Source organism: Prevotella bivia DSM 20514 (genome assembly GCF_000262545.1).
GTDB lineage: Bacteria > Bacteroidota > Bacteroidia > Bacteroidales > Bacteroidaceae > Prevotella > Prevotella bivia.
This window is the reverse complement of sequence record NZ_JH660660.1, coordinates 525,865-548,792: the sequence shown is the minus strand read 5'-3', so window position 1 is coordinate 548,792 and position 22,928 is coordinate 525,865. Positions and strand designations below refer to the sequence as shown.

General features: G+C 48.5%; 18 protein-coding genes and 1 pseudogene. 14 read left to right on the top strand and 5 right to left on the bottom strand.

Annotated features, from left to right (window positions below):
• Positions 1 to 4: 4 nt before the first annotated feature.
• Together PREBIDRAFT_RS04665 and efp are read right to left on the bottom strand one after the other, a co-directional pair.
• The gene (locus PREBIDRAFT_RS04665; RefSeq protein ID WP_004336904.1) at positions 5 to 1,087 is read right to left on the bottom strand and encodes a glycosyltransferase; all 1,083 of its coding nucleotides are present in this window, start codon (positions 1,085 to 1,087) and stop codon (positions 5 to 7) included.
• A 119-nt stretch (positions 1,088 to 1,206) separates the two neighbouring features.
• Positions 1,207 to 1,773, bottom strand: a complete 567-nt coding sequence (gene efp, locus PREBIDRAFT_RS04660; RefSeq protein ID WP_004336903.1) for an elongation factor P — start codon at positions 1,771 to 1,773, stop codon at positions 1,207 to 1,209.
• Between the two features lie 220 nt (positions 1,774 to 1,993).
• Here efp and rpmH point away from each other — a divergent pair, with 220 nt between their 5' ends.
• From rpmH to PREBIDRAFT_RS04635, 5 genes are all read left to right on the top strand, one after another.
• A complete protein-coding gene (gene rpmH, locus PREBIDRAFT_RS04655) occupies positions 1,994 to 2,149 on the top strand; it encodes a 50S ribosomal protein L34 (RefSeq protein ID WP_004336902.1) in 156 nt (51 codons plus the stop codon).
• Positions 2,150 to 2,270: 121 nt separating this feature from the next.
• On the top strand, positions 2,271 to 3,038 hold the full coding sequence (locus PREBIDRAFT_RS04650; RefSeq protein ID WP_004336901.1) for a PASTA domain-containing protein: 768 nt from the start codon (positions 2,271 to 2,273) through the stop codon (positions 3,036 to 3,038).
• Positions 3,039 to 3,237: 199 nt separating this feature from the next.
• On the top strand, positions 3,238 to 4,233 hold the full coding sequence (locus tag PREBIDRAFT_RS04645) for an RluA family pseudouridine synthase (protein WP_394330217.1): 996 nt from the start codon (positions 3,238 to 3,240) through the stop codon (positions 4,231 to 4,233).
• Between the two features lie 51 nt (positions 4,234 to 4,284).
• Positions 4,285 to 5,283 carry a D-alanine--D-alanine ligase gene (locus PREBIDRAFT_RS04640; RefSeq protein ID WP_004336899.1) on the top strand — a complete coding sequence of 333 codons (999 nt, stop codon included), beginning with the start codon at positions 4,285 to 4,287 and terminating at the stop codon, positions 5,281 to 5,283.
• Between the two features lie 23 nt (positions 5,284 to 5,306).
• On the top strand, positions 5,307 to 5,969 hold the full coding sequence (locus PREBIDRAFT_RS04635) for a NigD1/NigD2 family lipoprotein (RefSeq protein WP_004336898.1): 663 nt from the start codon (positions 5,307 to 5,309) through the stop codon (positions 5,967 to 5,969).
• Positions 5,970 to 6,036: 67 nt separating this feature from the next.
• Here the strand turns inward: PREBIDRAFT_RS04635 and kbl are convergent, their stop codons facing one another.
• Positions 6,037 to 7,224, bottom strand: coding sequence for a glycine C-acetyltransferase (gene kbl, locus PREBIDRAFT_RS04630; protein WP_004336896.1), 1,188 nt, complete (start codon positions 7,222 to 7,224; stop codon positions 6,037 to 6,039).
• A gap of 357 nt (positions 7,225 to 7,581) precedes the next feature.
• On the opposite strand from kbl, the gene PREBIDRAFT_RS11095 reads away from it, so the two are divergent.
• From PREBIDRAFT_RS11095 to PREBIDRAFT_RS04610, 3 genes are all read left to right on the top strand, one after another.
• Positions 7,582 to 8,751, top strand: coding sequence for a site-specific integrase (locus tag PREBIDRAFT_RS11095; RefSeq protein ID WP_004336895.1), 1,170 nt, complete (start codon positions 7,582 to 7,584; stop codon positions 8,749 to 8,751).
• 550 nt (positions 8,752 to 9,301) lie between these two features.
• Positions 9,302 to 11,110 (top strand): reverse transcriptase/maturase family protein, encoded by a 1,809-nt coding sequence (locus PREBIDRAFT_RS04615; protein ID WP_004336894.1) that lies wholly within the window; start codon positions 9,302 to 9,304, stop codon positions 11,108 to 11,110.
• A 213-nt stretch (positions 11,111 to 11,323) separates the two neighbouring features.
• Positions 11,324 to 11,686, top strand: a complete 363-nt coding sequence (locus PREBIDRAFT_RS04610; RefSeq protein ID WP_004291423.1) for a hypothetical protein — start codon at positions 11,324 to 11,326, stop codon at positions 11,684 to 11,686.
• Positions 11,687 to 11,763: 77 nt separating this feature from the next.
• Here the strand turns inward: PREBIDRAFT_RS04610 and PREBIDRAFT_RS04605 are convergent, their stop codons facing one another.
• A complete protein-coding gene (locus tag PREBIDRAFT_RS04605; protein ID WP_004291424.1) occupies positions 11,764 to 12,069 on the bottom strand; it encodes a helix-turn-helix domain-containing protein in 306 nt (101 codons plus the stop codon).
• Positions 12,070 to 12,100: 31 nt separating this feature from the next.
• A complete protein-coding gene (locus PREBIDRAFT_RS04600) occupies positions 12,101 to 12,400 on the bottom strand; it encodes a helix-turn-helix domain-containing protein (RefSeq protein WP_004291426.1) in 300 nt (99 codons plus the stop codon).
• A 138-nt stretch (positions 12,401 to 12,538) separates the two neighbouring features.
• On the opposite strand from PREBIDRAFT_RS04600, the gene PREBIDRAFT_RS11085 reads away from it, so the two are divergent.
• From PREBIDRAFT_RS11085 to PREBIDRAFT_RS04575, 6 genes and pseudogenes are all read left to right on the top strand, one after another.
• Complete coding sequence (locus PREBIDRAFT_RS11085) at positions 12,539 to 12,964, top strand: helix-turn-helix domain-containing protein (protein ID WP_004291432.1); 426 nt, start codon at positions 12,539 to 12,541, stop codon at positions 12,962 to 12,964.
• A gap of 3 nt (positions 12,965 to 12,967) precedes the next feature.
• Positions 12,968 to 13,318 (top strand): helix-turn-helix domain-containing protein, encoded by a 351-nt coding sequence (locus PREBIDRAFT_RS11080; protein WP_004291454.1) that lies wholly within the window; start codon positions 12,968 to 12,970, stop codon positions 13,316 to 13,318.
• Positions 13,319 to 13,338: 20 nt separating this feature from the next.
• A complete protein-coding gene (locus PREBIDRAFT_RS04590; RefSeq protein ID WP_004291455.1) occupies positions 13,339 to 14,910 on the top strand; it encodes a DUF3945 domain-containing protein in 1,572 nt (523 codons plus the stop codon).
• Positions 14,911 to 14,970: 60 nt separating this feature from the next.
• Positions 14,971 to 17,058: a type IA DNA topoisomerase gene (locus tag PREBIDRAFT_RS04585; RefSeq protein WP_004291456.1), complete on the top strand. Its 2,088-nt coding sequence runs from the start codon at positions 14,971 to 14,973 to the stop codon at positions 17,056 to 17,058.
• A 162-nt stretch (positions 17,059 to 17,220) separates the two neighbouring features.
• The gene (locus tag PREBIDRAFT_RS04580) at positions 17,221 to 17,673 is read left to right on the top strand and encodes a DUF1896 domain-containing protein (RefSeq protein ID WP_004304266.1); all 453 of its coding nucleotides are present in this window, start codon (positions 17,221 to 17,223) and stop codon (positions 17,671 to 17,673) included.
• Positions 17,663 to 22,330: pseudogene (locus PREBIDRAFT_RS04575) on the top strand (N-6 DNA methylase); the annotation flags it as partial. The gene PREBIDRAFT_RS04580 and the pseudogene PREBIDRAFT_RS04575, both read left to right, overlap by 11 nt.
• Positions 22,331 to 22,928 lie beyond the last annotated feature (598 nt).

Genomic DNA, 22,928 nt, shown 5'->3' with positions numbered 1-22,928 from the left:
AAAATTATTTATAAAAGTTCTTTTCGTATGCTTGAAATTCATTCTGTCCACGAATGCAGCGTCTCCACCATGCCTGCAAAAAGCCACAGCCATAGCCCATAAGCTGAACAAAAGAGGCTACAATAGAGCGTAGTCCCACACTAAAACGCTTATTCTTAATTGTAGCATCGATAAAAATAATGATGGAATAGAGCAACAAAGGACTCAGTCCTAGCACCATTAAGCATAAGCCTATAGTATAAAGGAAAAATCCCCATCCACTTTCTGCTGAGGGGAAGGATATAAGCGCTTGGAGAGCATAAAAAACTATTCCTGTTAGCATTGCAAAACAGCAAAAAACCACACCCAAAGTGAACACCATTGGTAGAAGATGTACTAGCTTCAAACTCTCAGGATATTTCTTATAAAGGTTGATCCGTGCAATACCTGAATTAAAGACCTGTCGCCAAAATTTACGGAAGTCGGTGCGCCGCTTGTGATATACCCATGCATCAGGGAAAAGACGACATTTCTTGCCTGCCTTAAAAATACGAATAGAGAAGTCGATGTCCTCACCAAATCGCATCTTTGAGAAGCCCCCTAGTTCTGCATAGACATCACGACGAATGCCCATATTAAAAGAACGAGGATAAAACTTATCTAGTTTTTTCTTTCCACCACGAATACCACCTGTTGTAAAAAACGAGGTCATGGAGTAAGAAATAGCTTTTTGAGTATTCGTAAACGAGCTATCGGCACGATCAGGGCCACCAAAGGCATCGGCATACTCCGCCGAAAGTTCCTTAGTAACCGCTAGAAGATACCCCTTAGGCACCACGACATCTGAGTCGAGGATTAATAAATATTCGCCTTGAGCGCGTTCAGCACCATAGTTACGGCTCTGTCCTGGCCCTGAATTTTCTTTAAAGTAATAATGTAGGTCGAGCTGGCTACGATAATGTTCGCATATCTCACGACATAGTTTCTGCGAACCATCTTCAACGATAATCACTTCAAAATCGGTCGTCTCTTGATGTAAAAGGCTCTCTAATAGCTCTTCCACTTCGTCAGGACGATTGTAAACTGGGACTATGATGCTATATTTCATGACTAAAAAGCTTAGTAATTACAGGTTTTTAGCTAAAGAAAAAGGCAAGAAAGAAAGCTTAGACCCTATACTAGTGTCTACATCTTCTTTCTTGCCTTCGTATTATTTACCGAAGTGGGTTAAGCATTTACACGACCTAAATAGCTACCATCGCGTGTATCAATCTGAATTGTTTCGCCCTCGTTAATAAACAAAGGAACGCGAACAACTGCACCCGTTTCTACTGTAGCTGGCTTGGTAGCGTTAGTTGCTGTATTTCCCTTTACACCAGGCTCACTATGTGTGATCTTCAAAGTGGTTTTTGCAGGCATTTCAGCAGAAAGGATTGTGCCATCAGAAGTGTCGGTTACAACCTCTACCACATCGCCTTCCTTCATATATGCAAAACCATCAATTTGGTGTTCAGAGATAGGAATCTGCTCGAAAGTTTCCTGGTTCATAAAGATGTAACCAGTAGGGTCTTGATAAAGATACTGGAAAGGACGACGCTCAACACGTACATCTTCCAACTTAAAACCAACTTGGAACGTACGCTCTAGCACGCGACCATCGGCAACATTTTTAAGCTTGGTAATCATAACGGTGTTACCCTTACCTGGCTTACGGTGCTGAAAGTCAATACATGTCCAAATTTTACCATCAAGACGGATACATGTTCCGATTTTGATTTCCTGAGAATTAATCATAATTTCTTGTTATCTAATTTATTATTTTATATTCTTTTCTTTTTCTATTTAAACGCTGCAAAGTTACTGAAAATATACAAAAAACATAAATTATTGGTGCAAAAATCACTTAATTCTTGGTTATTCCAAAAAGATTAATTAATTTTGCAGTCCGAAAAAGTGGTGTTCTTCGATGCCGCTGGAATATAAATTGCACAATAACAAATAAATAAATAAGAAAATGAAAAGAACATTTCAGCCTCATAACCGTCGCCGTGTAAACAAGCATGGTTTCCGCGAGAGAATGGCTACAAAGAATGGACGCCGCGTTTTGGCATCTCGTCGTGCAAAGGGTCGTAAGAAGTTAACTGTTTCTGACGAGCATCACGGCAAGTAGCGCGCCTATTTCCTTGAGTAAAGGATTTAATGCTAAACGGAAAGAAGTAGAGTGTAAACTTTGCTTCTTTCCGTTTTTTTGTATACCTTTGCCACATTATTATATATAATAATCGACAAACATGAGTTCGGGAAACGTCTTTAAAAAACTAAGCTGTACATACCTTTGGGGGAATGTACTAGCAATTGTTATCATCATACTTATCTTTGCCATCGGCGTTAAATATGGCATTGACCTTTATACCCATCATGGGGAATCGATTGTTGTTCCTAATATTATTCATAAACAATATGATGAGGCTGCAAGCATTATGGAGAAAGCTGGGCTCACTATTGAGGTAACCGATACGGGTTATGTCAAGGAACTTCCCCCCGACTGTATTTTAGAGCAAACTCCTCTAGGTGGTAAGCGTGTAAAATCGACACACGTTATTTACGTTACAATCAATGCTGCTAGTGTGCCAACGCTTGTTATTCCTGATATTATTGATAATAATTCCCTGAGAGAAGCTACAGCACAATTGCTCTCGCAAGGCTTTAAAGTGGGCGAACCTGAGTATATCCCTGGTGAAAAAGACTGGATTTATGGCATCATTGTAAATGGTAAGCATGTACAAAAAGGAGAGCGTGTGCCTATTGATGCAAAGATCATTCTTCAAGTGGGTGATGGAACGCGTGAAGTAGGACCAAACGAAACCCTCAATGAACCACAATACGAAGACATAGAAGTAGAAAAGAAAGCTCCTGAATATGATGAAGTTTACGAGTATGTTGAAGTGCCTGTAGATGAGAATGGAAATGAAATTAAGCCAGAACAGAATCACACGGTACCTTCTATTCCACCACCATCGAAAGAAGCTGTACCTAGCGAGAAACCAGCAGAAGAGTAATCTATAATTTCTATTATAGAAGTTTTTACTGATAAAAAGATATAAGCACACTTCCTTTTAAAAACGAAAAAGATGAAGAAAGTGGCTGTGCAAAGGATATATGAAAGAATTTGAAGACGACGATTTGTTGCTAGATGAGGAAGAAATCTTAGCTGACGGCAACCCATCTGATGATCCCGAACTATTTGAACACTTCAAGATAGAGGTTGACAAAGGGCAAGAGAAGGAACGTATTGACAAGTTCCTCTTTGAACGTATGCAACACTCTAGCCGTAACCGTATACAAAAAGCTGCCGACTCTGGCTTCATTCATGTAAATGGTCAGCCTGTAAAGAGCAACTATAAAGTGCGTCCATTGGATGTTATTACTCTTATGCTCGACCGTCCTAAGCATGATAACACTATTGAACCAGAGGATATTCCACTTGATGTAATATATGAAGATGATGACTTAATGGTGATAATGAAACCAGCAGGACTCGTTGTTCACCCAGGTGCAGGTAATTTTCATGGTACGCTCATCAATGCTATTGCATGGCATTTGAAAGATCTTGCATCGTTCGATGCTAATGACCCCGAAGTAGGGTTAGTACATCGTATCGACAAAGATACTAGTGGATTGCTGCTTATAGCTAAAACACCAGAGGCAAAAACAAAGCTAGGCAAGCAGTTTTTCAATAAGACTACCCACCGCAGCTACATCGCTTTGGTGTGGGGAAATTTTGTAGAAGATGAAGGGCGCATCGAAGGGAACATTGCTCGTGATCCTAAAGATAGGCTTCGTATGACAGTATTTCCACCCGACTCTGAAATAGGTAAGCATGCTGTAACTCATTATAAGGTGATCGAACGTTTTGGCTATACAACGCTCATTGAGTGTATTCTCGAAACAGGTCGCACTCATCAGATTCGTGCTCACATGAAATATATTGGGCATCCACTATTTGGTGATGAAAGATATGGTGGTAAAGAAGTGTTACGTGGTACGCGATCAAGCACCTATAATGCTTTTGTAAAAAATGGATTTAAGCTCTGTCCGCGACAAGCCTTGCATGCAAAGACACTCGGCTTTGTTCACCCTACAACGGGCAAACAGATGGACTTCACGAGCAAGTTGCCAGCCGACTTGGAGGCTTTAATAGAAAAATGGCGAGGCTTTATAAATGGCTTTCAAGGCTCAATAGAAAACGATTAAACTTTGGCACAACAACGGAAATAAAGAATCTTATAAATAATAGATAAAGAAATGAAAGACTTAAAGAGAACTATCGCCATTGTTTGTGGCGGCGACTCATCAGAACATGATGTATCATTGCGCTCGGCTCAAGGTATCTATTCCTTCTTCGATAAAGAGCGTTATAACATATATATTGTTGATGTTAAGGGAACAGATTGGTATGTTAATTTACCCAACGGTGATACAGCTCCTATTGATAAGAACGATTTTTCTTTTGTATTCGAGGGTAAAGCGGTTGTTTTCGATTATGCTTATATCACAATTCACGGTCAGCCAGGTGAAAATGGTGTGATGCAAGGTTATTTTGAACTTATCCATTTACCTTACTCTACTAGTGGAGTGTTGGTTGAAGCGATGACTTTTGATAAGTTTGTACTTAACAATTATTTACGTGGCTTTGGCTTTAATGTAGCCGATAGCATACTTGTTCGTCGTGGTGAAACCATCAACGAAAAGGAAATTGAGGAGCGTTTGGGTATGCCTTGCTTCGTAAAACCAGCTGCCGATGGTAGTAGTTTCGGGGTATCAAAGGTGAAGAATGCCGACCAATTAGCACCTGCCCTTCGTGTTGCTTTCATGGAAAGTAGTGATGTTATGATAGAGAAATTCCTTGATGGAATGGAGATTTCACAAGGGGCTTACAAGACAAAGGATAAGGGTGTCGTAGTTTTTCCTGCAACAGAGGTCGTTACAAAGAATGAATTCTTCGACTATAACGCTAAGTACAATGGTGAGGTAGAGGAGATAACACCTGCCCGCATGAACCCAGAGACAGCTAAGAAAGTAGCTAAACTTACGGCTCAAATCTATGAAATTCTTCATGCTAATGGTATCATTCGTATTGATTATATTATCTCAAAGGATGCTGAAGGTAAAGATGTTATCAATATGCTTGAAATTAATACCACCCCTGGTATGACCCCAACGAGCTTCATACCCCAGCAAGTGCGTGCAGCAGGACTTGATATTAAGGAGGTCTTGACAGAGATAGTAGAAAACCAATTCTAAGCTATTCCGTTAATAAGAAGAAAATGAAGAAGCAAATAATCATAGGATTTTTAGCATTAACCGCAATAGCTTGTCGGCACGATTATTATGAAACTGGCGACTCTGCTTTGTCGTATCTACACACAGAGTTTGTTGATGCGACAACCAACTATGCTCAAGCCTTTGCTTCTGCCATAACAGACGACAACACATCGCTAACACTTTCGCCAGCAATCGCTGCAAAATGGGCTACTACGCCCGATTCCACTTACCGTGCAATGCTCTATTATAATAAGGTAGAAAATGGCATAACGGAACCTATTGCTATAAAAAGAGTACTCACACTAAAGCCTACTCTGATAAGCGAAGCAAAGCAACAGAACACTGACCCACTCACACTTGAGAGTGCATGGATAGGCAAGAACAAGAAGTATCTTAACCTAAGTCTTATCATTAAGACTGGGATAGCCGACGATGAGAAGGCTATTCAATCGGTAGGATTACTCCAAACAGTAAGTCGCCTGCAAAAAAATGGTACAAGTAAAGCCTATTCTTTTACACTTGCTCATAATCAAGGAGGTGTGCCAGCGTATTATAGTTCAAAGGTATACGCTAGTATTCCGCTAAGCACATACCAACAAGGCGACTCCCTTTACGTTACAATCAACACCTATAAAGGTGTCGTAACAAAAACATTTAAACTTTAGATTAAGACGAATAAAAAAAAAGATGTACTTCGTGTGGAGTACATCTTTTTTTATCTTTTAGTTTCGATTATTTCAAAACACCAAGTTCTTTGCCCACCTTAATAAATGCTGCAATACACTTGTCAAGATGTTCGCGCTCATGACCAGCAGATAGCTGAACACGAATACGAGCTTGCTCCTTTGGTACTACTGGATAGTAGAAACCTGTAACATAGATGCCTTCTTCCTGCATCTTGCTAGCAAATATCTGTGAAAGCTTAGCATCATACAACATAACAGCACAGATAGCACTCTGTGTAGGCTTAATATCAAAGCCTGCTGCAAGCATCTTATCACGGAAGTAATTCACGTTTTCTACAAGCTTATCATGCAATTCGTTACTCTCTTTCAACATCTTGAATACTTCTAGCGAAGCACCAATGATAGAAGGAGCCAAAGAGTTAGAGAATAAATAAGGGCGACTACGCTGACGCAATAAGTCTATGATTTCCTTGCGACCAGTAGTAAAACCACCTAGCGCACCGCCAAAAGCTTTACCTAAAGTACCTGTGTAAATATCTACACGACCGTACGTCTTGCACAATTCGCTAACACCATGACCAGTAGCACCGACCACACCAGCAGAGTGAGACTCATCAACCATTACTAACGCATCGTACTTCTCTGCCAAATCACAAATCTTGTCAATAGGAGCCACATTGCCATCCATAGAGAATACACCATCTGTAACAATGATGCGGAAACGCTGCGCTTGAGCCTCTTTTAGGCAACGTTCAAGATCCTCCATATCAGCATTCTGATAGCGATAACGCTTTGCCTTGCAAAGACGTACACCATCAATAATAGAAGCATGATTCAAAGAGTCGCTAATAATAGCATCTTGATCTGTAAACAAAGGCTCGAACACACCACCATTTGCATCGAAACATGCAGCATAAAGAATGGTATCTTCTGTTTGGAAATAATCGCTGATAGCTGCCTCAAGCTCTTTGTGAATATCTTGCGTACCACAAATAAAGCGCACTGATGACATACCGAAACCACGACGATCCATCATCTTTTTAGCACCTTCTATCAAGCGTGGGTGGTTAGATAAACCTAGGTAGTTGTTAGCGCAGAAGTTAAGCACCTCTCCACCTTTTACACTAATAGCAGCCTTTTGAGGACTCTCTATCAATCGCTCCTCTTTATATAGGCCAGCTTCGCGAATCTCAGACAAAGTCGTGCTGAGAAAGTCTTTCATTTTTCCGTACATAAGGTTGGGTTTTAAGTTAATTATTACTGCAAAGTTACTACAAAAAAGTGAAATGCGGAAAGATATAGTGATAGAATTGAGTTACAAGGGTTTTGGTTGAAGTGGCGATAATCCGTGAAGCCATTACAATCCCTGCCGAAGCCAAATCCTGACGCCGCTACGTTACTTGTTCGTAACCATGCCCGAAAATGCGACAAACGGGTACGAATAGCGAAACAAGGCTCTAAGGAATAGTGAGTTATCCATAACTCATGCGAAAAATCAGGTTACGGAAAAAGATTGCGCCGTTCCTCCCCGTTTTGCGTACCAACACCGGACTCTTCACCAACTAATTTTGAAACCCAAAAATTAAGGACAATGAAGAGTACATTTTCAGTAATCTACTACCTCAAGCGTCAGGTAGTGAAAAAGGACGGGACAGTTCCCGTCATGGGACGCATCACGGTGGACGGCAGCCAGACACAGTTCAGCTGCAAACTGACTGTCGATCCGAAACTGTGGGACACCAAAGGTGGACGTGTCACGGGCAGAAGCACGGCGGCACTCGAAACGAACCGTATGCTTGACAAGATGCGGGTACGCATCAACAGGCATTATCAGGAAATCATGGAGCGTGACAACTTCGTCACGGCGGAGAAGGTGAAGAACGCCTTTCTCGGACTGGAACACCGCTACCACACGCTGATGCAGGTGTTCCGCCAGCACAACGAGGACTACGAGAAGCAGGTGGAGGCAGGCATGAAAGCCAAAGGCACGCTGCTGAAGTACCGCACCGTTTACAAGCACATGCAAGAGTTCCTCGACATCCGCTACCATGTGAAGGACATCGCCCTAAAAGAGCTTACCCCGGCTTTCATCTCCGACTTCGAGATGTTCCTGCGCACGGACAAGCACTGCTGCACCAATACCGTGTGGCTGTACGTCTGCCCGTTACGGACGATGGTATTCATCGCCATCAACAACGAGTGGCTGACGCGCGACCCGTTCCGCGAGTATGAAATCAAGAAGGAGGAAACAACACGCAGTTTCCTGACCAAAGATGAGATCCGCCTGCTGATGGAGGGGAAACTGAAAAACGCCAAACAGGAATTGTACCGCGACCTCTACCTGTTCTGCGCCTTCACGGGGCTGTCGTTCGCGGATATGCGCAACCTTACGGAAGAGAATATCCGCACCTACTTCGACGAACACGAGTGGATAAACATCAACCGCCAGAAAACGGGCGTGGTGTCCAACATCCGCCTGCTCGACATCGCCAACCGCATAATCGGCAAATACCGGGGACTGTGCGGGGACGGCAGGATATTTCCCGTTCCGCATTATAACACGTGCCTTGCCGGTATCCGTGCCGTCGCCAAGCGTTGCGGCATCACCAAGCATATCACGTGGCATCAGAGCCGCCACACGGCAGCCACGACGATATTCCTCTCCAACGGTGTTCCCATCGAAACGGTCAGCTCCATGCTCGGACACAAGAGCATAAAGACGACGCAGATTTACGCAAGTGCGCCCAGAATGGTCGCTTAATAAATACTTCTTTAGCAAGAAGTTAGGATTGGGTTCGATATAGTCCTATCGTCAATCAGTTTATCCAAAAGGGAAACCCGATGGAGAGTGTAGCATACTGATTAAAGCTCCAAGTCCACTAATAGTCAGGTGGCGACTGAGGGGCAAGACGAAAAGACATACATAAGGATGAAGCCTTGATTGGTTGAATGATAGTTCAGTGGTACCAAATCTTGCAACAACGGAAGACTATTATACATACGTTGTTTCATAGTACTCTGCCTATTTTGTGCGTTAGTGCAGAGCATAAAGAACCGACTATGACACAGCCGCAATAAGCGGACAAGAACGAAAGTCACATCCGACAGTATGTCGTGCTAATAGTTATTAAGAGAACTAACTGGGGATTACCTAAGTCGGAACGCTGGAACAAACAGCTATAAAGAAAGCTTTTGAATATCCGATATGGTAACGGAACTTCCGTAGTAGTCTGAGCAAGGGAAAGCCTTGTACATGGCGAAGGGAAGTAGTCTGTAACTTTAATACAAACAACGGAAAACGTGAGAGACGTATGAGAAATCCAGAGCAAGTATTAAACATTTTAGCTGGACACAGCAATGAGCCCGAGTATAAATACGAAAGGCTTTACCGTATTCTATTCAATGAACAGATGTTCTTTGTCGCCTACCAACGTATGTATGCAAAGCCGGGCAACATGACACCCGGCACAGATGGCAAAACTGAGGATGAAATGAGCATTGATAGGATAAACAAACTCATAGAGAGTATAAAGGATGAGACTTATAGTCCCAATCCTGCAAAGAGAACTTACATTCCGAAAAAGAATGGGAAGATGCGTCCGCTAGGAATACCGTCTTTTGAAGACAAATTGGTTCAAGAGGTAGTAAGAATGGTGCTTGAAGCCATATATGAGGGACACTTTGAGTGGACATCGCACGGTTTCAGACCAAACCGAAGCTGCCACACAGCACTGAAAAGTCTACAAAACAATTTCAACGGTGCAAAATGGTTCATTGAGGGAGATATAAAAGGCTTCTTTGACAACATAGACCATAATGTGCTGATAGAAATAATGAAAGGCAGAATAGCAGACGACAGATTTCTTCGTCTGATACGGAAATTCCTCAATGCAGGGTACATGGAAGAGTGGCAATTCAACAAGACTTATTCAGGGACACCGCAAGGTGGTATCATAAGCCCTATTTTGGCAAACATATACCTAGACAAGTTCGATAAGTACATGGATGAATATGCCAACAAATTCAATAAAGGGACAGCAAGAAGCCGCAACAAGGATATTTGCAAACTCAACAGCAGAGTACACTACCTAAAACGTAGGATAAATGAAGTAGAGGATGTAAACGTAAGAACAAGGACGGTAGAAGAACTGCACGAAAAGCAGAAGCTGATACTTACAATGCCAAGTGGCAATGATATGGATGTAAACTTTCGCAGGTTGAAATACGTGCGCTATGCCGATGATTTTCTTATCGGAGTTATCGGAACGAAAAACGAATGTGAGACAATCAAAGCTGACATCACTAAGTTTATGCAGGAAAAGTTAAGGCTGGAGATGTCACAGGAAAAGACTTTGATTACAAATGCACAAGACAGCGCAAAATTTTTGGGTTACGAAATATATGTCCGTAAAGACTATGCCACAAAGAGAAACAGTAACGGAACAGTGCGCAGATACTTCAACGGGAATGTGATACTACACGTTTCAAGAGAAGTAATCAAGAACAAGCTGCTCAGCCTCGAAGCCATGAAAGTTGTCACCAAACACGGCAAGGAGACATGGGTGTCAAAAGGCAGGACTTATATGATTGACAATGAAGCGCACGAGATTGTATCTCAGTTTAATACCGAAATACGAGGGTTCTACAACTATTACTCAATAGCAAACAATGCATCGGCTTTGGGACGCTCTTTCGGCTGTATTATGAAGTTCTCCATGTACAAAACTCTTGCTCAAAAGCTGAATATGTCAGTGAGAAAAGTCATTGAAAGATACCGCAAGGACAATCTCTTTGCAGTGCCTTTTGTAAACAAGGGAGGAGAAACCAAGTACAGGGTATTCTATAATGAGGGATATGCCCGCAAAACGGATTGTGAAACAGCCCCAAGTGACAATCTGCCGTACATGTTCAAAACGCCATCGTTGAGTCTGATAGAAAGGCTTACAACAAAAACGTGCGAACTATGTGGCAAGCACGGAGAAGTGGTAATGCACCATGTCCGCACACTCAAAGAGTTAAAAGGTAAAAATGACTGGGAACGCAAAATGCTCTACATGCACAGAAAGACTTTGGTTGTATGTGCGGAGTGTAACGCAAAAATCCAGAGATGTGTCAAGTAAGATGATGTTACAGATGGAGAGCCGTATACATGGAGACGTGTAAGTACGGTTCGGGGGCAGGTAAGCGAAAACCTACCGCTGTAAAGCGGAAAGGCGTTGTTTGCCGAGCCTACAGATAACCAAAGAGAAGCTCAATCAGGACATGGAGAACCTTGCCGCAAGATTGAACGGCGTCGAGGAATTTGCAGGTTGCACCATCTAAAAAGAAAAGCCATGAAACGTGACACAATCATCATCGAGGACAAGGCAGTCAGCGTAACCGGTAACGACGTGTGGATGACCGCCACCGAAATAGCCGGATTGTTCCATACGACCGTCCCGGCAGTGAACGCCGCCATCAGAGCCGTCCGCAAGTCGGACGTGCTGAACGACTACGAGGTGTGCCGCTACATGCAGCTTGAAAACGGGCTGCACGCGGACGTGTACGCCCTTGAAATCATCATCCCGGTCGCTTTCAGGGTGAATACCTACAACACCCACCTGTTCCGCACATGGCTGGTGGGAAAGGCACTCTCACAAGAGAAACGGCAGACATACGTGATGTTCATACAGAACGGAAAAGCCGGGTATTGCTGATTGCACATACCCCATAAGACAAGTAAACGGGTAGCACCACAAAAGGTGTCACCCGTTTACTTTTTCATGAAACCGCCTCACTCCAGCGGCTTGCGGTAGTTCGCTTCCAGTACCCCGCGCAGCCCCGTTTCCGGGTAAAGCACCTTCCCTCCCAAAAGTATGAAGGGCAACACGCGGTTGTTGCGGTATTCCTGCAAGGTGCGCCGGCTCACACGGAGCAGTTCCGACACCTCGCCGTCCGTCAGGTAACGTTCCCCGTCCAGCGGAGGACGGTAGCTTTCCAGAAATGCGGACAGCCATTTCGAGCCTTTGCGCATATCCTGCACCACAGAGGCTATCGGCTCGTCTTCCATCGTAAAAACATCGTTGTTCTCGTTCATCATAACTTCGGATTCAGTGGGTGAATAAATCAAATCATCTGCCGTGCGGATAGAGCGTGCCGACAAGCGGTATCAGCCGCTTCACCTCCTCTGGCTTGTAATAGAACCTGCGGTTTATCTGCGAGTAGCCGATAAGCCGCCTGTCACGCAGCGTCTGCAACGTGCGCGGGCTTATTCTCAACTGCCCGCAGACCTCCTCGCCCGTGAGCCATCTTTCCATGCGCCCCGTGTCGCTTTTGCGCCTCAGGGCGGCGACCTTCTCCGAGAGTGCGCCGAATGCCGCCACCATCATCTCGAAAGTCTTTTTCTCGATAGATACTATTTCCATATTCATGTCATTTAGAGTTTGCCGCAAAGGTAACGAAACGGCATACAAGACGTATCGTTTTCCGCTGAAAGGCTGCCTGTTGCGCCGTTTGACCGGGTTACGGAGCCATCTTCCGCAAAAATCTTACGTGAGTCACGTAGTGAGTTGTTAAAGCCCCTTTTGTTTATTGCCGAATTTTGTCGCAGAAACAAAAAGAAAGGACTGAACATGAAAGTGATAACAATGGAAAGTTCCGCCTACAAGGAGATGATGGCGCAGATTGCGAACATCGCAGGGTACATCCGCGAGGCAAGGGACGAGAAGAAACGGAAGCGGGAAACCGAAGACAAGCTGCTTGACACGGCACAGGCGGCGAAGATGCTCAACGTGAGCAAGCGCACCATGCAGCGTATGCGCACCGACCACCGTATCGAGTATGTGGTGGTACGCGGAAGCTGCCGCTACCGCCTTTCCGAGATACTGCGGCTATTGGAGGACAACACAGTAAGGAACGAGGAAGGGACAATAGACACCCTGTTCCACAACCACACGCTGCGCACGGGCGGCAAACCAAAAGGAAGGAGGACATAGGTCATGGAACTGCTCACACGAAACAACTTCGAGGGCTGGATGCAGAAGCTGATGGAACGGCTCGACCGTCAGGACGAACTGCTGCTGGCGATGAAGGCTGAGGGGAAACAGCCCACTATCACGGAAAGCATCCGCCTTTTCGACAATCAGGATTTGTGCATGTTGCTCCAGATAAGCAAACGCACCCTCCAACGCTACCGCAGCGTAGGCGCATTGCCCTACAAGACGCTGGGCAAGAAGACCTATTACAGCGAGGAGGACGTGCTGACATTCCTTTCCAACCATATCAAGGACTTCAAAAAGGAAGATATAGCCTTCTACAAGGCTCGTATCCATAATTTCTTTCATAAATAACCCATTAAAACATTTTTCAGATGGCAAAGAAAAAAGACGAAAAGGACGTGCTGGTAGTCCGTGACGAGAAGACAGGCGAGATCAGCGTGGTAGCCGGGCTGAACGCGGACGGCACACCCAAGCGCACCCCCGCAAAAGCGGAGAACGCGCAGAGTTTCCTGCAATTCGACCGACATGGCGACGTGCTGGACAACTTCTTCAAGAACTTCTTCCGGCAGTGCAAGGAACCCAGCCGCTTCGGTTTCTACCGCATTGCGGCAGACCAAGCTGAAAATCTCTTAGAGGTGATGAAGCAACTGCTGAAAGACCCCGAAGCGAACAAGGAGCTGCTCGCCCCTCACAAGGTGGACACCTCCGACTATGAGAAGAAGGTGCAGGAAGAGATGGCAGCACAACAGACAGAGAAACAAGAACCTCAAAAACAGGAGAACATGGAACAACGGAAAGAACAGCAACAGGACAAATCCGAACAGATGCAGGGCAAACGTGGCTACCAGCCCATCGACGAGAGTAAAATCAACTGGCAGGAGCTGGAGGACAGATGGGGCGTAAAGCGGGACAACCTTGAAAAGTCCGGCGACCTTACGAAGATGCTCAACTATGGCAAGTCCGACTTGGTAAAGGTCAAACCGACCTTCGGCGGCGAATCATTCGAGCTGGACGCCCGCCTCTCCTTCAAGAAGGACGGTGAGGGAAACATCAGCCTCGTGCCGCACTTCATCCGCAAGGAGCAGAAGCTGGATGAGTACAAGGAACACAAATTCTCCGACAATGACCGGAAGAACCTCCGCGAAACGGGCAATCTCGGTAGGGTCGTGGACATTGTGGACAGGGAAACGGGCGAGATCATCCCCTCCTACATCAGCATCGACCGCAAGACGAATGAAATCACGGACATTCCGGCAAGCAGGGTGCGCATCCCGGAGCGCATCGGCAAGACGGAAATCACCACGCAGGAGCGGGACATGCTCCGCGCCGGACTGCCCGTACGCGACAAGCTCATCGAGCGCAACGACGGCAGAAAGTTCGTCACCACCCTGCAAGTGAACGTGGAGCAGCGCGGCGTGGAGTTCGTGCCGGGAACCGGCAAGTCGCCCCGTACCGCACAGACACAGGAAACCAAAGGCGACACATCGAAAAGTCAGGCGCAGGGCGGGGAAAATGCCGCACAGACCAAGAAGGAGCAACGCCGCAACACGTGGACGAACGAGGACGGCAGCATCCGCCCCATCAGCAAATGGAGCGGCGTGAGCTTCACCGACCAGCAGAAAGCCGACTATGTGGCGGGTAAAGCCGTGAAGCTGGAGAACGTGACCGACAAGCAGGGCTTCCATGCCACGATGTATATCAAGTTCAACCCGGAGAAGGGACGCCCGTACCGCTACGACACGAACCCTGACAATGCACAGCAGGTTGCTCCGTCCAACGAGAGCCGCACGCAGGTGGCGGTGAACAACGATGGCAAGACCAACGAGGCTACAAAGAATCTGAGAGAGCCGTTGCAGAAAGGTCAGACCAACCCGAAGGACGCCCGCCAGCAACAGCAGCAGGAGAAGCCGCAGAAGAAAACGGGCAAGGGCATGAAAATGTAATCCCGTGTCCGCCACTGAATCCAAAATAAAATCCAAAGTATCAACAAAAAAGAAGAAGACATGAAGACAATCATTGCAGAAAAGCCCTCCGTGGCACGTGAAATCGCCCGCATCGTGGGCGCGACAAAGAGAGAGGAAGGATATTTCGAGGGAGGCGGTTATGCCGTGACATGGGCATTCGGACACCTCGTTCAGCTTGCCATGCCCGACGGCTACGGCGTGCGCGGATTTGTCCGTGACAACCTCCCGATTATTCCCGACACATTCACGCTCGTCCCCCGTCAGGTCAGGACGGAGAAAGGTTACAAGCCCGACAGCGGCGTGGTGTCGCAGATAAAAGTCATCAAAAGACTGTTCGACACAAGCGAACATATCATCGTGGCGACCGATGCCGGACGCGAGGGAGAGCTTATCTTCCGCTACCTCTACCACTATACGGGTTGCACCACTCCTTTCGTGCGCCTGTGGATCAGCTCTCTCACCGACAAAGCTATCCGCGAGGGACTGCGGAAACTCGAAGACGGCAGCAAATACGACAACCTCTACCTCGCCGCCAAAGCGCGGAGCGAATCCGACTGGCTCGTGGGCATCAACGGCACACAGGCGTTATCCATCGCCGCCGGACACGGCACGTATTCCGTGGGGCGGGTGCAGACACCAACGTTGGCTATGGTATGTGAACGCTACTGGGAGAACCGCCGCTTTACGTCCGAAGCATTCTGGCAGCTCCATATCGCAACGGACGGTTGCGACGGCGAAGTCGTGAAATTCTCATCCTCCGAGAAATGGAAAGAGAAAGAACCGGCGATGGAACTATATAATAAGGTAAAGGCGGCAGGTTGCGCCACTGTCACGAAAGCCGAGCGCAAGGAGAAGACGGAGGAAACTCCCTTGCTCTACGACCTGACCACGCTCCAGAAAGAAGCCAACGCCAAGCACGGCTTCACGGCGGAACAGACGCTTGAAATCGCGCAGAAACTCTACGAAAAGAAGTTGATAACCTATCCGAGAACGGGAAGCCGCTACATCCCCGAAGACGTGTTTGCCGAAATTCCCAAACTGCTCGCTTTCATCGGCACACAGCCCGAATGGAAAGACAAGGTGCGGGCAAAAGCCGCCCCGACACGCCGCAGCGTGGACGACGGCAAGGTGACAGACCACCATGCCCTGCTCGTCACGGGCGAGAAACCGCTCTTCCTCTCCAAAGAGGACAATACCATCTATCAGATGATTGCCGGGCGCATGGTCGAGGCATTCTCTGAGAAATGCGTCAAGGATGTGACCACTGTCACGGCGGAATGTGCCGGAGTGGAGTTTACCGTAAAAGGCAGCGTCGTGAAGCAAACCGGATGGCGTGCCGTCTATGGCGAGGAAAAAGAGGAAATTACCATCCCCGGCTGGCAGGAAGGCGACACGCTGACACCGAAAGGCTCGTCCATTACCGAAGGAAAGACCAAACCCAAGCCGCTGCATACCGAAGCCACCCTGCTCTCGGCAATGGAAACGGCGGGCAAGGAAATTGAGGACGACGCACTGCGGCAGGCGATGAAGGACTGTGGCATCGGTACTCCCGCCACACGCGCCTCCATCATCGAAACGCTTTTCAAGCGCGGTTACATGGAACGCTGCAAGAAGTCGCTTGTTCCCACCGAAAAAGGACTTGCCCTCAATTCCGTCGTCAAGACGATGCGCATCGCCGATGTTGCCATGACGGGCGAATGGGAAAAGGAGCTGGCGCGTATCGAGCGCGGGGAACTGTCCGACGACACCTTCCGCAAGGAGATAGAGGCGTACACACGTGAGATAACCTCCGAACTGATCTCGTGCGACAAGCTCTTCGGCAGCCGTGACTCCGGCTGCGCGTGTCCCAAGTGTGGCACGGGCAGGATGCGGTTCTACGGCAAGGTGGTACGCTGCGACAACACGGAGTGCGGACTGCCCGTGTTCCGGCTGAAAGCGGGACGCACCCTGTCCGACGATGAAATCAAAGACCTGCTCACCGAAGGGCATACCAAGCTGCTCAAAGGGTTCAAGAGCAAACAGGGCAAGAGTTTCGATGCTGTTGTCGCCTTTGACGGGGAATATAACACGACTTTTGTGTTCCCGGAGGCTAAAAAGGACAAGAAATTTTCAGGACGGAAGAAATAGTATTAACTTTGCCACTTGTTCAGAGTAATGAATTGTTCTTCGATACCGGATTACACTCATACTTTGGATTTAGTGGTGGCACTCGGAGGGATACCGAGTGCCTTTTTCTTCCTTTTTCCAACCGATTATCCCGTTAATTATCAATCCGCTAAATCCAAAGTAATGAACAACAAGAAGAAAAACGAGGGTCAGACCGACTTTTCCTATTACGGTCTGTACCTGCTGGACTATCTCCGCACGAACAAGTTTGAACAGGCTGACGACACCGCTTTCATACGGGAACGGGCCGACCGTGCCGCCGAAACGTATGAGAGGGCACGGCTTGAAGGCTATCCCGCCGATGGTGCGCAGGAACTGGCGATGGACACGCTGCTGCGCGGGCTGCATTATTCCCGTTACGCCATCCTCCGCGAAGTCGTGGAAAACGAGTTTGCCGATGAAGTGCCGGAAGAGAAGCGTGAAGCCTTTGTCCTGAAACTGCTGCCGCTTGTCGGCAACGTGTTCTCCGTCTATGACCTCTCGGATGACAATTTCGCCCTGTCTTCCGATTACGACCTGCTCTACACGGAGCTGACGGGAGCAACCGTCCTTTACTTAGACGAATATGGCGTTTAACCGCAAACAGAAACTGCGGGACAACATCGAGGCGATACGGACGGCATTCATCCTTGACAGGGAAAATAGGACAGCGACAACCGAAGAGCGTGCCATACTTCAAAGGTACTGCGGTTTCGGCGGTCTGAAATGTATCCTCAACCCTGCAAAGGAACTGACGGATGCCGTCCGGTGGGCGAAATCCGACCTCGAACTGTTCGCCCCGACGGTGGAGCTGCACAGGCTTATCCGTGAGAACAGCAAGGACGAAACAGAGTACAAGCGGTTTGTGGATTCGCTGAAAGCGTCCGTGCTGACCGCTTTCTACACCCCCAAAGAGATAACCGACACCATCGCGGACGTGCTGGCAGATTACAGCGTCCGCCCCGCCCGTATGCTCGAACCGTCGGCAGGTGTCGGCGTGTTCGTGGATTCCATGCTGCGGCACAGCCCCAATGCGGATGTGATGGCTTTCGAGAAGGATCTGCTCACGGGTACAATCTTGAGGCATCTCTATCCCGACCAGAAAATGCGCACCTGCGGTTTTGAGAAAATCGAAAGACCGTTCAACAATTATTTCGACTTGGCGGTGTCCAACATTCCGTTCGGTGACATTGCCGTGTTCGACGCGGAGTTTCAGCGGAGCGACTCTTTCGGCAGACGCTCCGCCCAGAAAACCATCCACAACTATTTCTTTCTCAAAGGACTGGATGCCGTGCGTGACGGCGGTATCGTGGCGTTCATCACCTCGCAAGGGGTATTGAATAGCACCAAGACCTCCGTGCGTAACGAGCTGTTCAGTCAGGCCAATCTGGTATCCGCGATACGCCTGCCCAACAACCTGTTCACGGACAACGCGGGCACGGAGGTGGGCAGTGACCTGATTGTCCTGCAAAAGAACCTCAGCAAGAAGGAAATGTCGCAGGACGAGCGGCTGATGACCGTGATACAGACGGACACGAAAACCGCCCTGACCGACAACGCCTATTTCATCCACCACCCGGAACGCATCGTGCATACGATGGCGAAACTTGACACAGACCCCTACGGGAAGCCCGCTATGGTTTATCTGCACGAGGGCAAGGCAGCAGGCATCGCCGGGGATTTGCGCCGTATGCTCGACGAGGATTTCCATTACAGGCTTGCCATGCGCTTGTATTCGGGTTCAATCCGGCAGGCAGGAACGGAAGAAAAAGTTGCCGTTCAAAATAAAGTAGAGCGTCCTGCCATAAAATTGGAAACAGTATCCTCGGCGCAGACGGTGGAAACTCCGACAGAAAAGCCGCAACCCGCAGATGAAAAGCCGGAGATAGAACCGCGCCCGCAATATTCCGCAGGCGTGCAGCTCACCCTGCTTGACCTCTGGGGGATGACGGAAGAGGTCAGCCAACCGAAAACCTCCAAAAAGAAAAAGACGGTGAAAAAGGCAGTTACGGCAAAGTCCACTCCGCCCAAACCGAAAGTCACGGTTACACCGACAGCTCCAACTGCAAAACCCGCAATGGAGAATAAGGAGGTGAAAGCGGAGAACACCGCCAAGCCTGCCGACCCGGACGACATCTATGCCACACTGGACTGGGATACCAATCCTCCCATCAACGGTTTCTATGAAATGATGATGGGTTTGACGCCGGAGCGTAGGAAAGAACTTCGGGAACTGGCAAGGCAGCATAACGAGAAACAAGTGGCGGAAAAGACGGAAGTGAAAGCCGTGCCGGAAACTTCCCGTGAGCAGCCACGACAGGAGGAAACACAGCCGGAGGCAGTCGCCGCACCTGCCGTTACAGATACCCCATCGGAAGCGGTGGGGACTTTCCTTTTCCCCGACATCGAAGCGGAAAAGCCGAAGGAGGAAGTCGTGGACCTTTCTCCGCGTGCCTACCACCGCACGCCGGAGATGCACCTGCGCGAAGGGTCGCTGGTGGCTGACCGGGGGCGTCATAACATCGGCTACCTGAAAGACATCACGCCATACGGGGCGACATTCCAGCCGCTCGACCTGAAAGGATACCAGAAGGAAAAGGCGTTGTTGTATGTGTCGCTGCGTGACGCCTACGAGCGTCTGTACCGTTATGAATCGCTCCGGCGCGAGGCAAATGTTCCGTGGCGAGAGCATCTGAATACCTGTTACGATGAGTTTGTCATGCGCTACGGCAACCTCAACGCCAAGCAGAACGTGAAGTTAGTGATGATGGATGCGGGCGGGCGCGACATCCTTTCGCTGGAACGGATGGAAAACGGAAAGTTCGTCAAGGCGGACATCTTCGAGCATCCTGTTTCCTTCGCGGTGGAGAGCCATGCCAACGTAGGCTCTCCCGAAGAAGCCCTGTCTGCGTCGCTCAACAAATATGGTACGGTCAATCTCGACTATATGCGGGAGATAACCGACAGCACGGCGGAGGATTTGCTCACTGCCCTGCAAGGGCGCATCTACTACAATCCGCTCGTGACCGGTTACGAAATCAAAGACCGTTTCATCGCCGGAAATGTCATAGAGAAAGCGGAACGCATAGAGGCATGGATGGGTGACAATCCCGAAAATGAGCGTATGCCGGAGGTGAAGCAGGCGTTGGAGGCTCTGAAAGATGCCGAGCCGCAGCGCATCGCCTTCGAGGATCTGGACTTCAATTTCGGGGAACGCTGGATTCCGACGGGTGTCTATGCCGCCTACATGAGCCGGCTGTTCGACACGGAGGTGAAAATCGCCTATTCCGCAAGCATGGACGAGTTTTCGGTGGTGTGCGGCTACCGCACCATGAAAATCACGGACGAGTTTCTGGTGAAGGGGTATTACCGGAACTATGACGGTATGCACCTCCTAAAACACGCCCTGCACAACACCTGCCCTGACATGATGAAGTCCATCGGCAAGGACGAGCATGGCAACGACATCAAGATGCGCGACAGCGAGGGAATACAACTCGCCAACGCCAAGATTGACGAGATACGAAACGGCTTCTCCGAATGGCTCGAAGAGCAGTCGCCGCAGTTCAAGGAGCGGCTTGTGACGATGTATAACCGCAAGTTCAACTGTTTCGTGCGCCCGCGCTACGACGGCTCCCATCAGACCTTTCCCGACCTCAACCTGAAAGGGCTGGCAAGCCGGGGTATCAAGAGCGTCTATCCCTCACAGATGGATTGCGTCTGGATGTTGAAACAGAACGGCGGCGGAATTTGCGACCACGAGGTGGGAACCGGTAAGACGCTGATAATGTGCATCGCCGCGCATGAGATGAAGCGTCTGAATTTGGCACACAAGCCGATGATTATCGGGCTGAAAGCCAACGTTGCGGAGATTGCAGCCACCTATCAGGCGGCATATCCCAACGCACGTATTCTGTACGCTTCGGAGAAGGACTTTTCGACCGCCAACCGTGTGCGCTTCTTCAATAATATAAAGAACAACGACTACGATTGCGTCATCATGTCGCACGACCAGTTCGGCAAGATACCGCAGTCGCCGGAATTGCAGCAGCGCATCCTGCAAGCAGAGCTTGACACGGTGGAGGAAAACCTCGAAGTGCTACGGCAGCAGGGAAAGAACGTGTCGCGGGCGATGCTGAAAGGATTGGAGAAGCGCAAGCACAACCTTGAAGCGAAGCTGGAGAAGGTGGAACACGCCATAAAGTCACGCACGGACGACGTGGTGGATTTCAAGCAGATGGGCATCGACCACATCTTCATAGATGAGAGCCACCAGTTCAAGAATCTGACTTTCAACACGCGCCACGACCGTGTGGCGGGATTGGGAAACAGCGAGGGAAGCCAGAAGGCACTTAACATGCTCTTTGCCATACGCACCATACAGGAGCGCACAGGAAAAGACTTGGGTGCGACCTTCCTCTCCGGCACGACTATCAGCAACTCACTGACTGAATTGTACCTGCTGTTCAAGTACCTGCGCCCGAAGGAGCTGGAACGGCAGGACATAAGGTGTTTCGACGCTTGGGCGGCGATATTTGCCAAGAAGACGACGGATTTTGAATTTAACGTGACGAACAATGTGGTCCAGAAGGAGCGTTTCCGCTACTTCATCAAAGTGCCGGAGCTTGCCGCCTTCTATAATGAAATCACGGACTACCGCACGGCGGAGGATGTGGGCGTTGACCGTCCTGCCAAGAACGAGATACTGCACCATATACCGCCCACGCCGGAACAGGAGGACTTCATACAGAAACTGATGCAGTTCGCCAAGACGGGCGATGCCACCTTGTTGGGCAGGCTGCCGCTTTCGGAAACGGAAGAAAAGGCGAAGATGCTCATCGCCACGGACTATGCCCGGAAAATGGCACTCGACATGCGCATGATAGACCCGAATTACGAAGATCATCCCGACAACAAAGCGAGTCACTGTGCCAAGATGATCGCGGAGTATTATCAAAAATACGACGCCCAGAAAGGCACGCAGTTCGTTTTCTCTGATTTGGGGACATACCAGCCGGGCGACGGGTGGAACGTCTATTCGGAAATCAAGCGCAAACTGACGGAGGACTACGGTATACCGCCAAGCGAGGTGCGCTTCATTCAGGAGTGCAAGACCGACAAGGCGCGGAAGGCGGTGATAGACGCCATGAACGCCGGGACGGTGCGTGTGCTGTTCGGCTCTACCTCTATGCTCGGAACGGGTGTGAACGCCCAGAAACGGTGTGTGGCTATCCATCATCTCGATACGCCTTGGGTGCGACATGAAGTCGCATAGATAATTGTTAGAATGATACTTACGAGTATCAGCTTTAACCCGCTGTTCCGTCAGCGGTAGCCTACCGACCAATGCACCTTAATGTTGTATTAAGCGGTTGTGACAAAGTACACTTTCCGAAAGGACAAGACAGAACCGTGAGGGAAAGTCAAGTGCGGTTAGTATCATACCGTAGAGTGGCGAGGCTGGATAGTATGGTTAGCGTAAGCGAACTGTTAGTAAACTTCGTAATGTCGTAAATGAGTGTAAGATACTGGTACACTCTTCCCAAAAGGGAAGCGGTCAGTTAATCCTCTCCATGGTAGGATTACACGGATATAAGCACCGCCGGAGGATGAGACAGAACCTAACCTATCCGTTAGTTATCTATGTGGAACATGGTAAGCCTGTATATCTCCTGTCATGTCAAAGTGGCAGGTAAGCTGACAGCAATGGAAGCTGAACGGTGTGCAGGTATAAGATAACAGAAAAAGCGAATGCCGTTCTGTAATGGAACGGATACGGATTGAGCCGACATCACGAGTTGATTTGGGCGACATCACCCGACACGAAAGTGGGCAGACTTCTGTGACAATAT

What these genes read in the sequence shown, in the direction of transcription:
- PREBIDRAFT_RS04665 (WP_004336904.1), bottom strand. Translation starts at nt 1,087, where the DNA reads ATGAAATATAGCATCATAGTCCCAGTTTACAATCGTCCTGACGAAGTG.
- efp (WP_004336903.1), bottom strand. Translation starts at nt 1,773, where the DNA reads ATGATTAATTCTCAGGAAATCAAAATCGGAACATGTATCCGTCTTGAT.
- rpmH (WP_004336902.1), top strand. Translation starts at nt 1,994, where the DNA reads ATGAAAAGAACATTTCAGCCTCATAACCGTCGCCGTGTAAACAAGCAT.
- PREBIDRAFT_RS04650 (WP_004336901.1), top strand. Translation starts at nt 2,271, where the DNA reads ATGAGTTCGGGAAACGTCTTTAAAAAACTAAGCTGTACATACCTTTGG.
- PREBIDRAFT_RS04640 (WP_004336899.1), top strand. Translation starts at nt 4,285, where the DNA reads ATGAAAGACTTAAAGAGAACTATCGCCATTGTTTGTGGCGGCGACTCA.
- PREBIDRAFT_RS04635 (WP_004336898.1), top strand. Translation starts at nt 5,307, where the DNA reads ATGAAGAAGCAAATAATCATAGGATTTTTAGCATTAACCGCAATAGCT.
- kbl (WP_004336896.1), bottom strand. Translation starts at nt 7,224, where the DNA reads ATGTACGGAAAAATGAAAGACTTTCTCAGCACGACTTTGTCTGAGATT.
- PREBIDRAFT_RS11095 (WP_004336895.1), top strand. Translation starts at nt 7,582, where the DNA reads ATGAAGAGTACATTTTCAGTAATCTACTACCTCAAGCGTCAGGTAGTG.
- PREBIDRAFT_RS04615 (WP_004336894.1), top strand. Translation starts at nt 9,302, where the DNA reads ATGAGAAATCCAGAGCAAGTATTAAACATTTTAGCTGGACACAGCAAT.
- PREBIDRAFT_RS04610 (WP_004291423.1), top strand. Translation starts at nt 11,324, where the DNA reads ATGAAACGTGACACAATCATCATCGAGGACAAGGCAGTCAGCGTAACC.
- PREBIDRAFT_RS04605 (WP_004291424.1), bottom strand. Translation starts at nt 12,069, where the DNA reads ATGATGAACGAGAACAACGATGTTTTTACGATGGAAGACGAGCCGATA.
- PREBIDRAFT_RS04600 (WP_004291426.1), bottom strand. Translation starts at nt 12,400, where the DNA reads ATGAATATGGAAATAGTATCTATCGAGAAAAAGACTTTCGAGATGATG.
- PREBIDRAFT_RS11080 (WP_004291454.1), top strand. Translation starts at nt 12,968, where the DNA reads ATGGAACTGCTCACACGAAACAACTTCGAGGGCTGGATGCAGAAGCTG.
- PREBIDRAFT_RS04590 (WP_004291455.1), top strand. Translation starts at nt 13,339, where the DNA reads ATGGCAAAGAAAAAAGACGAAAAGGACGTGCTGGTAGTCCGTGACGAG.
- PREBIDRAFT_RS04585 (WP_004291456.1), top strand. Translation starts at nt 14,971, where the DNA reads ATGAAGACAATCATTGCAGAAAAGCCCTCCGTGGCACGTGAAATCGCC.
- PREBIDRAFT_RS04580 (WP_004304266.1), top strand. Translation starts at nt 17,221, where the DNA reads ATGAACAACAAGAAGAAAAACGAGGGTCAGACCGACTTTTCCTATTAC.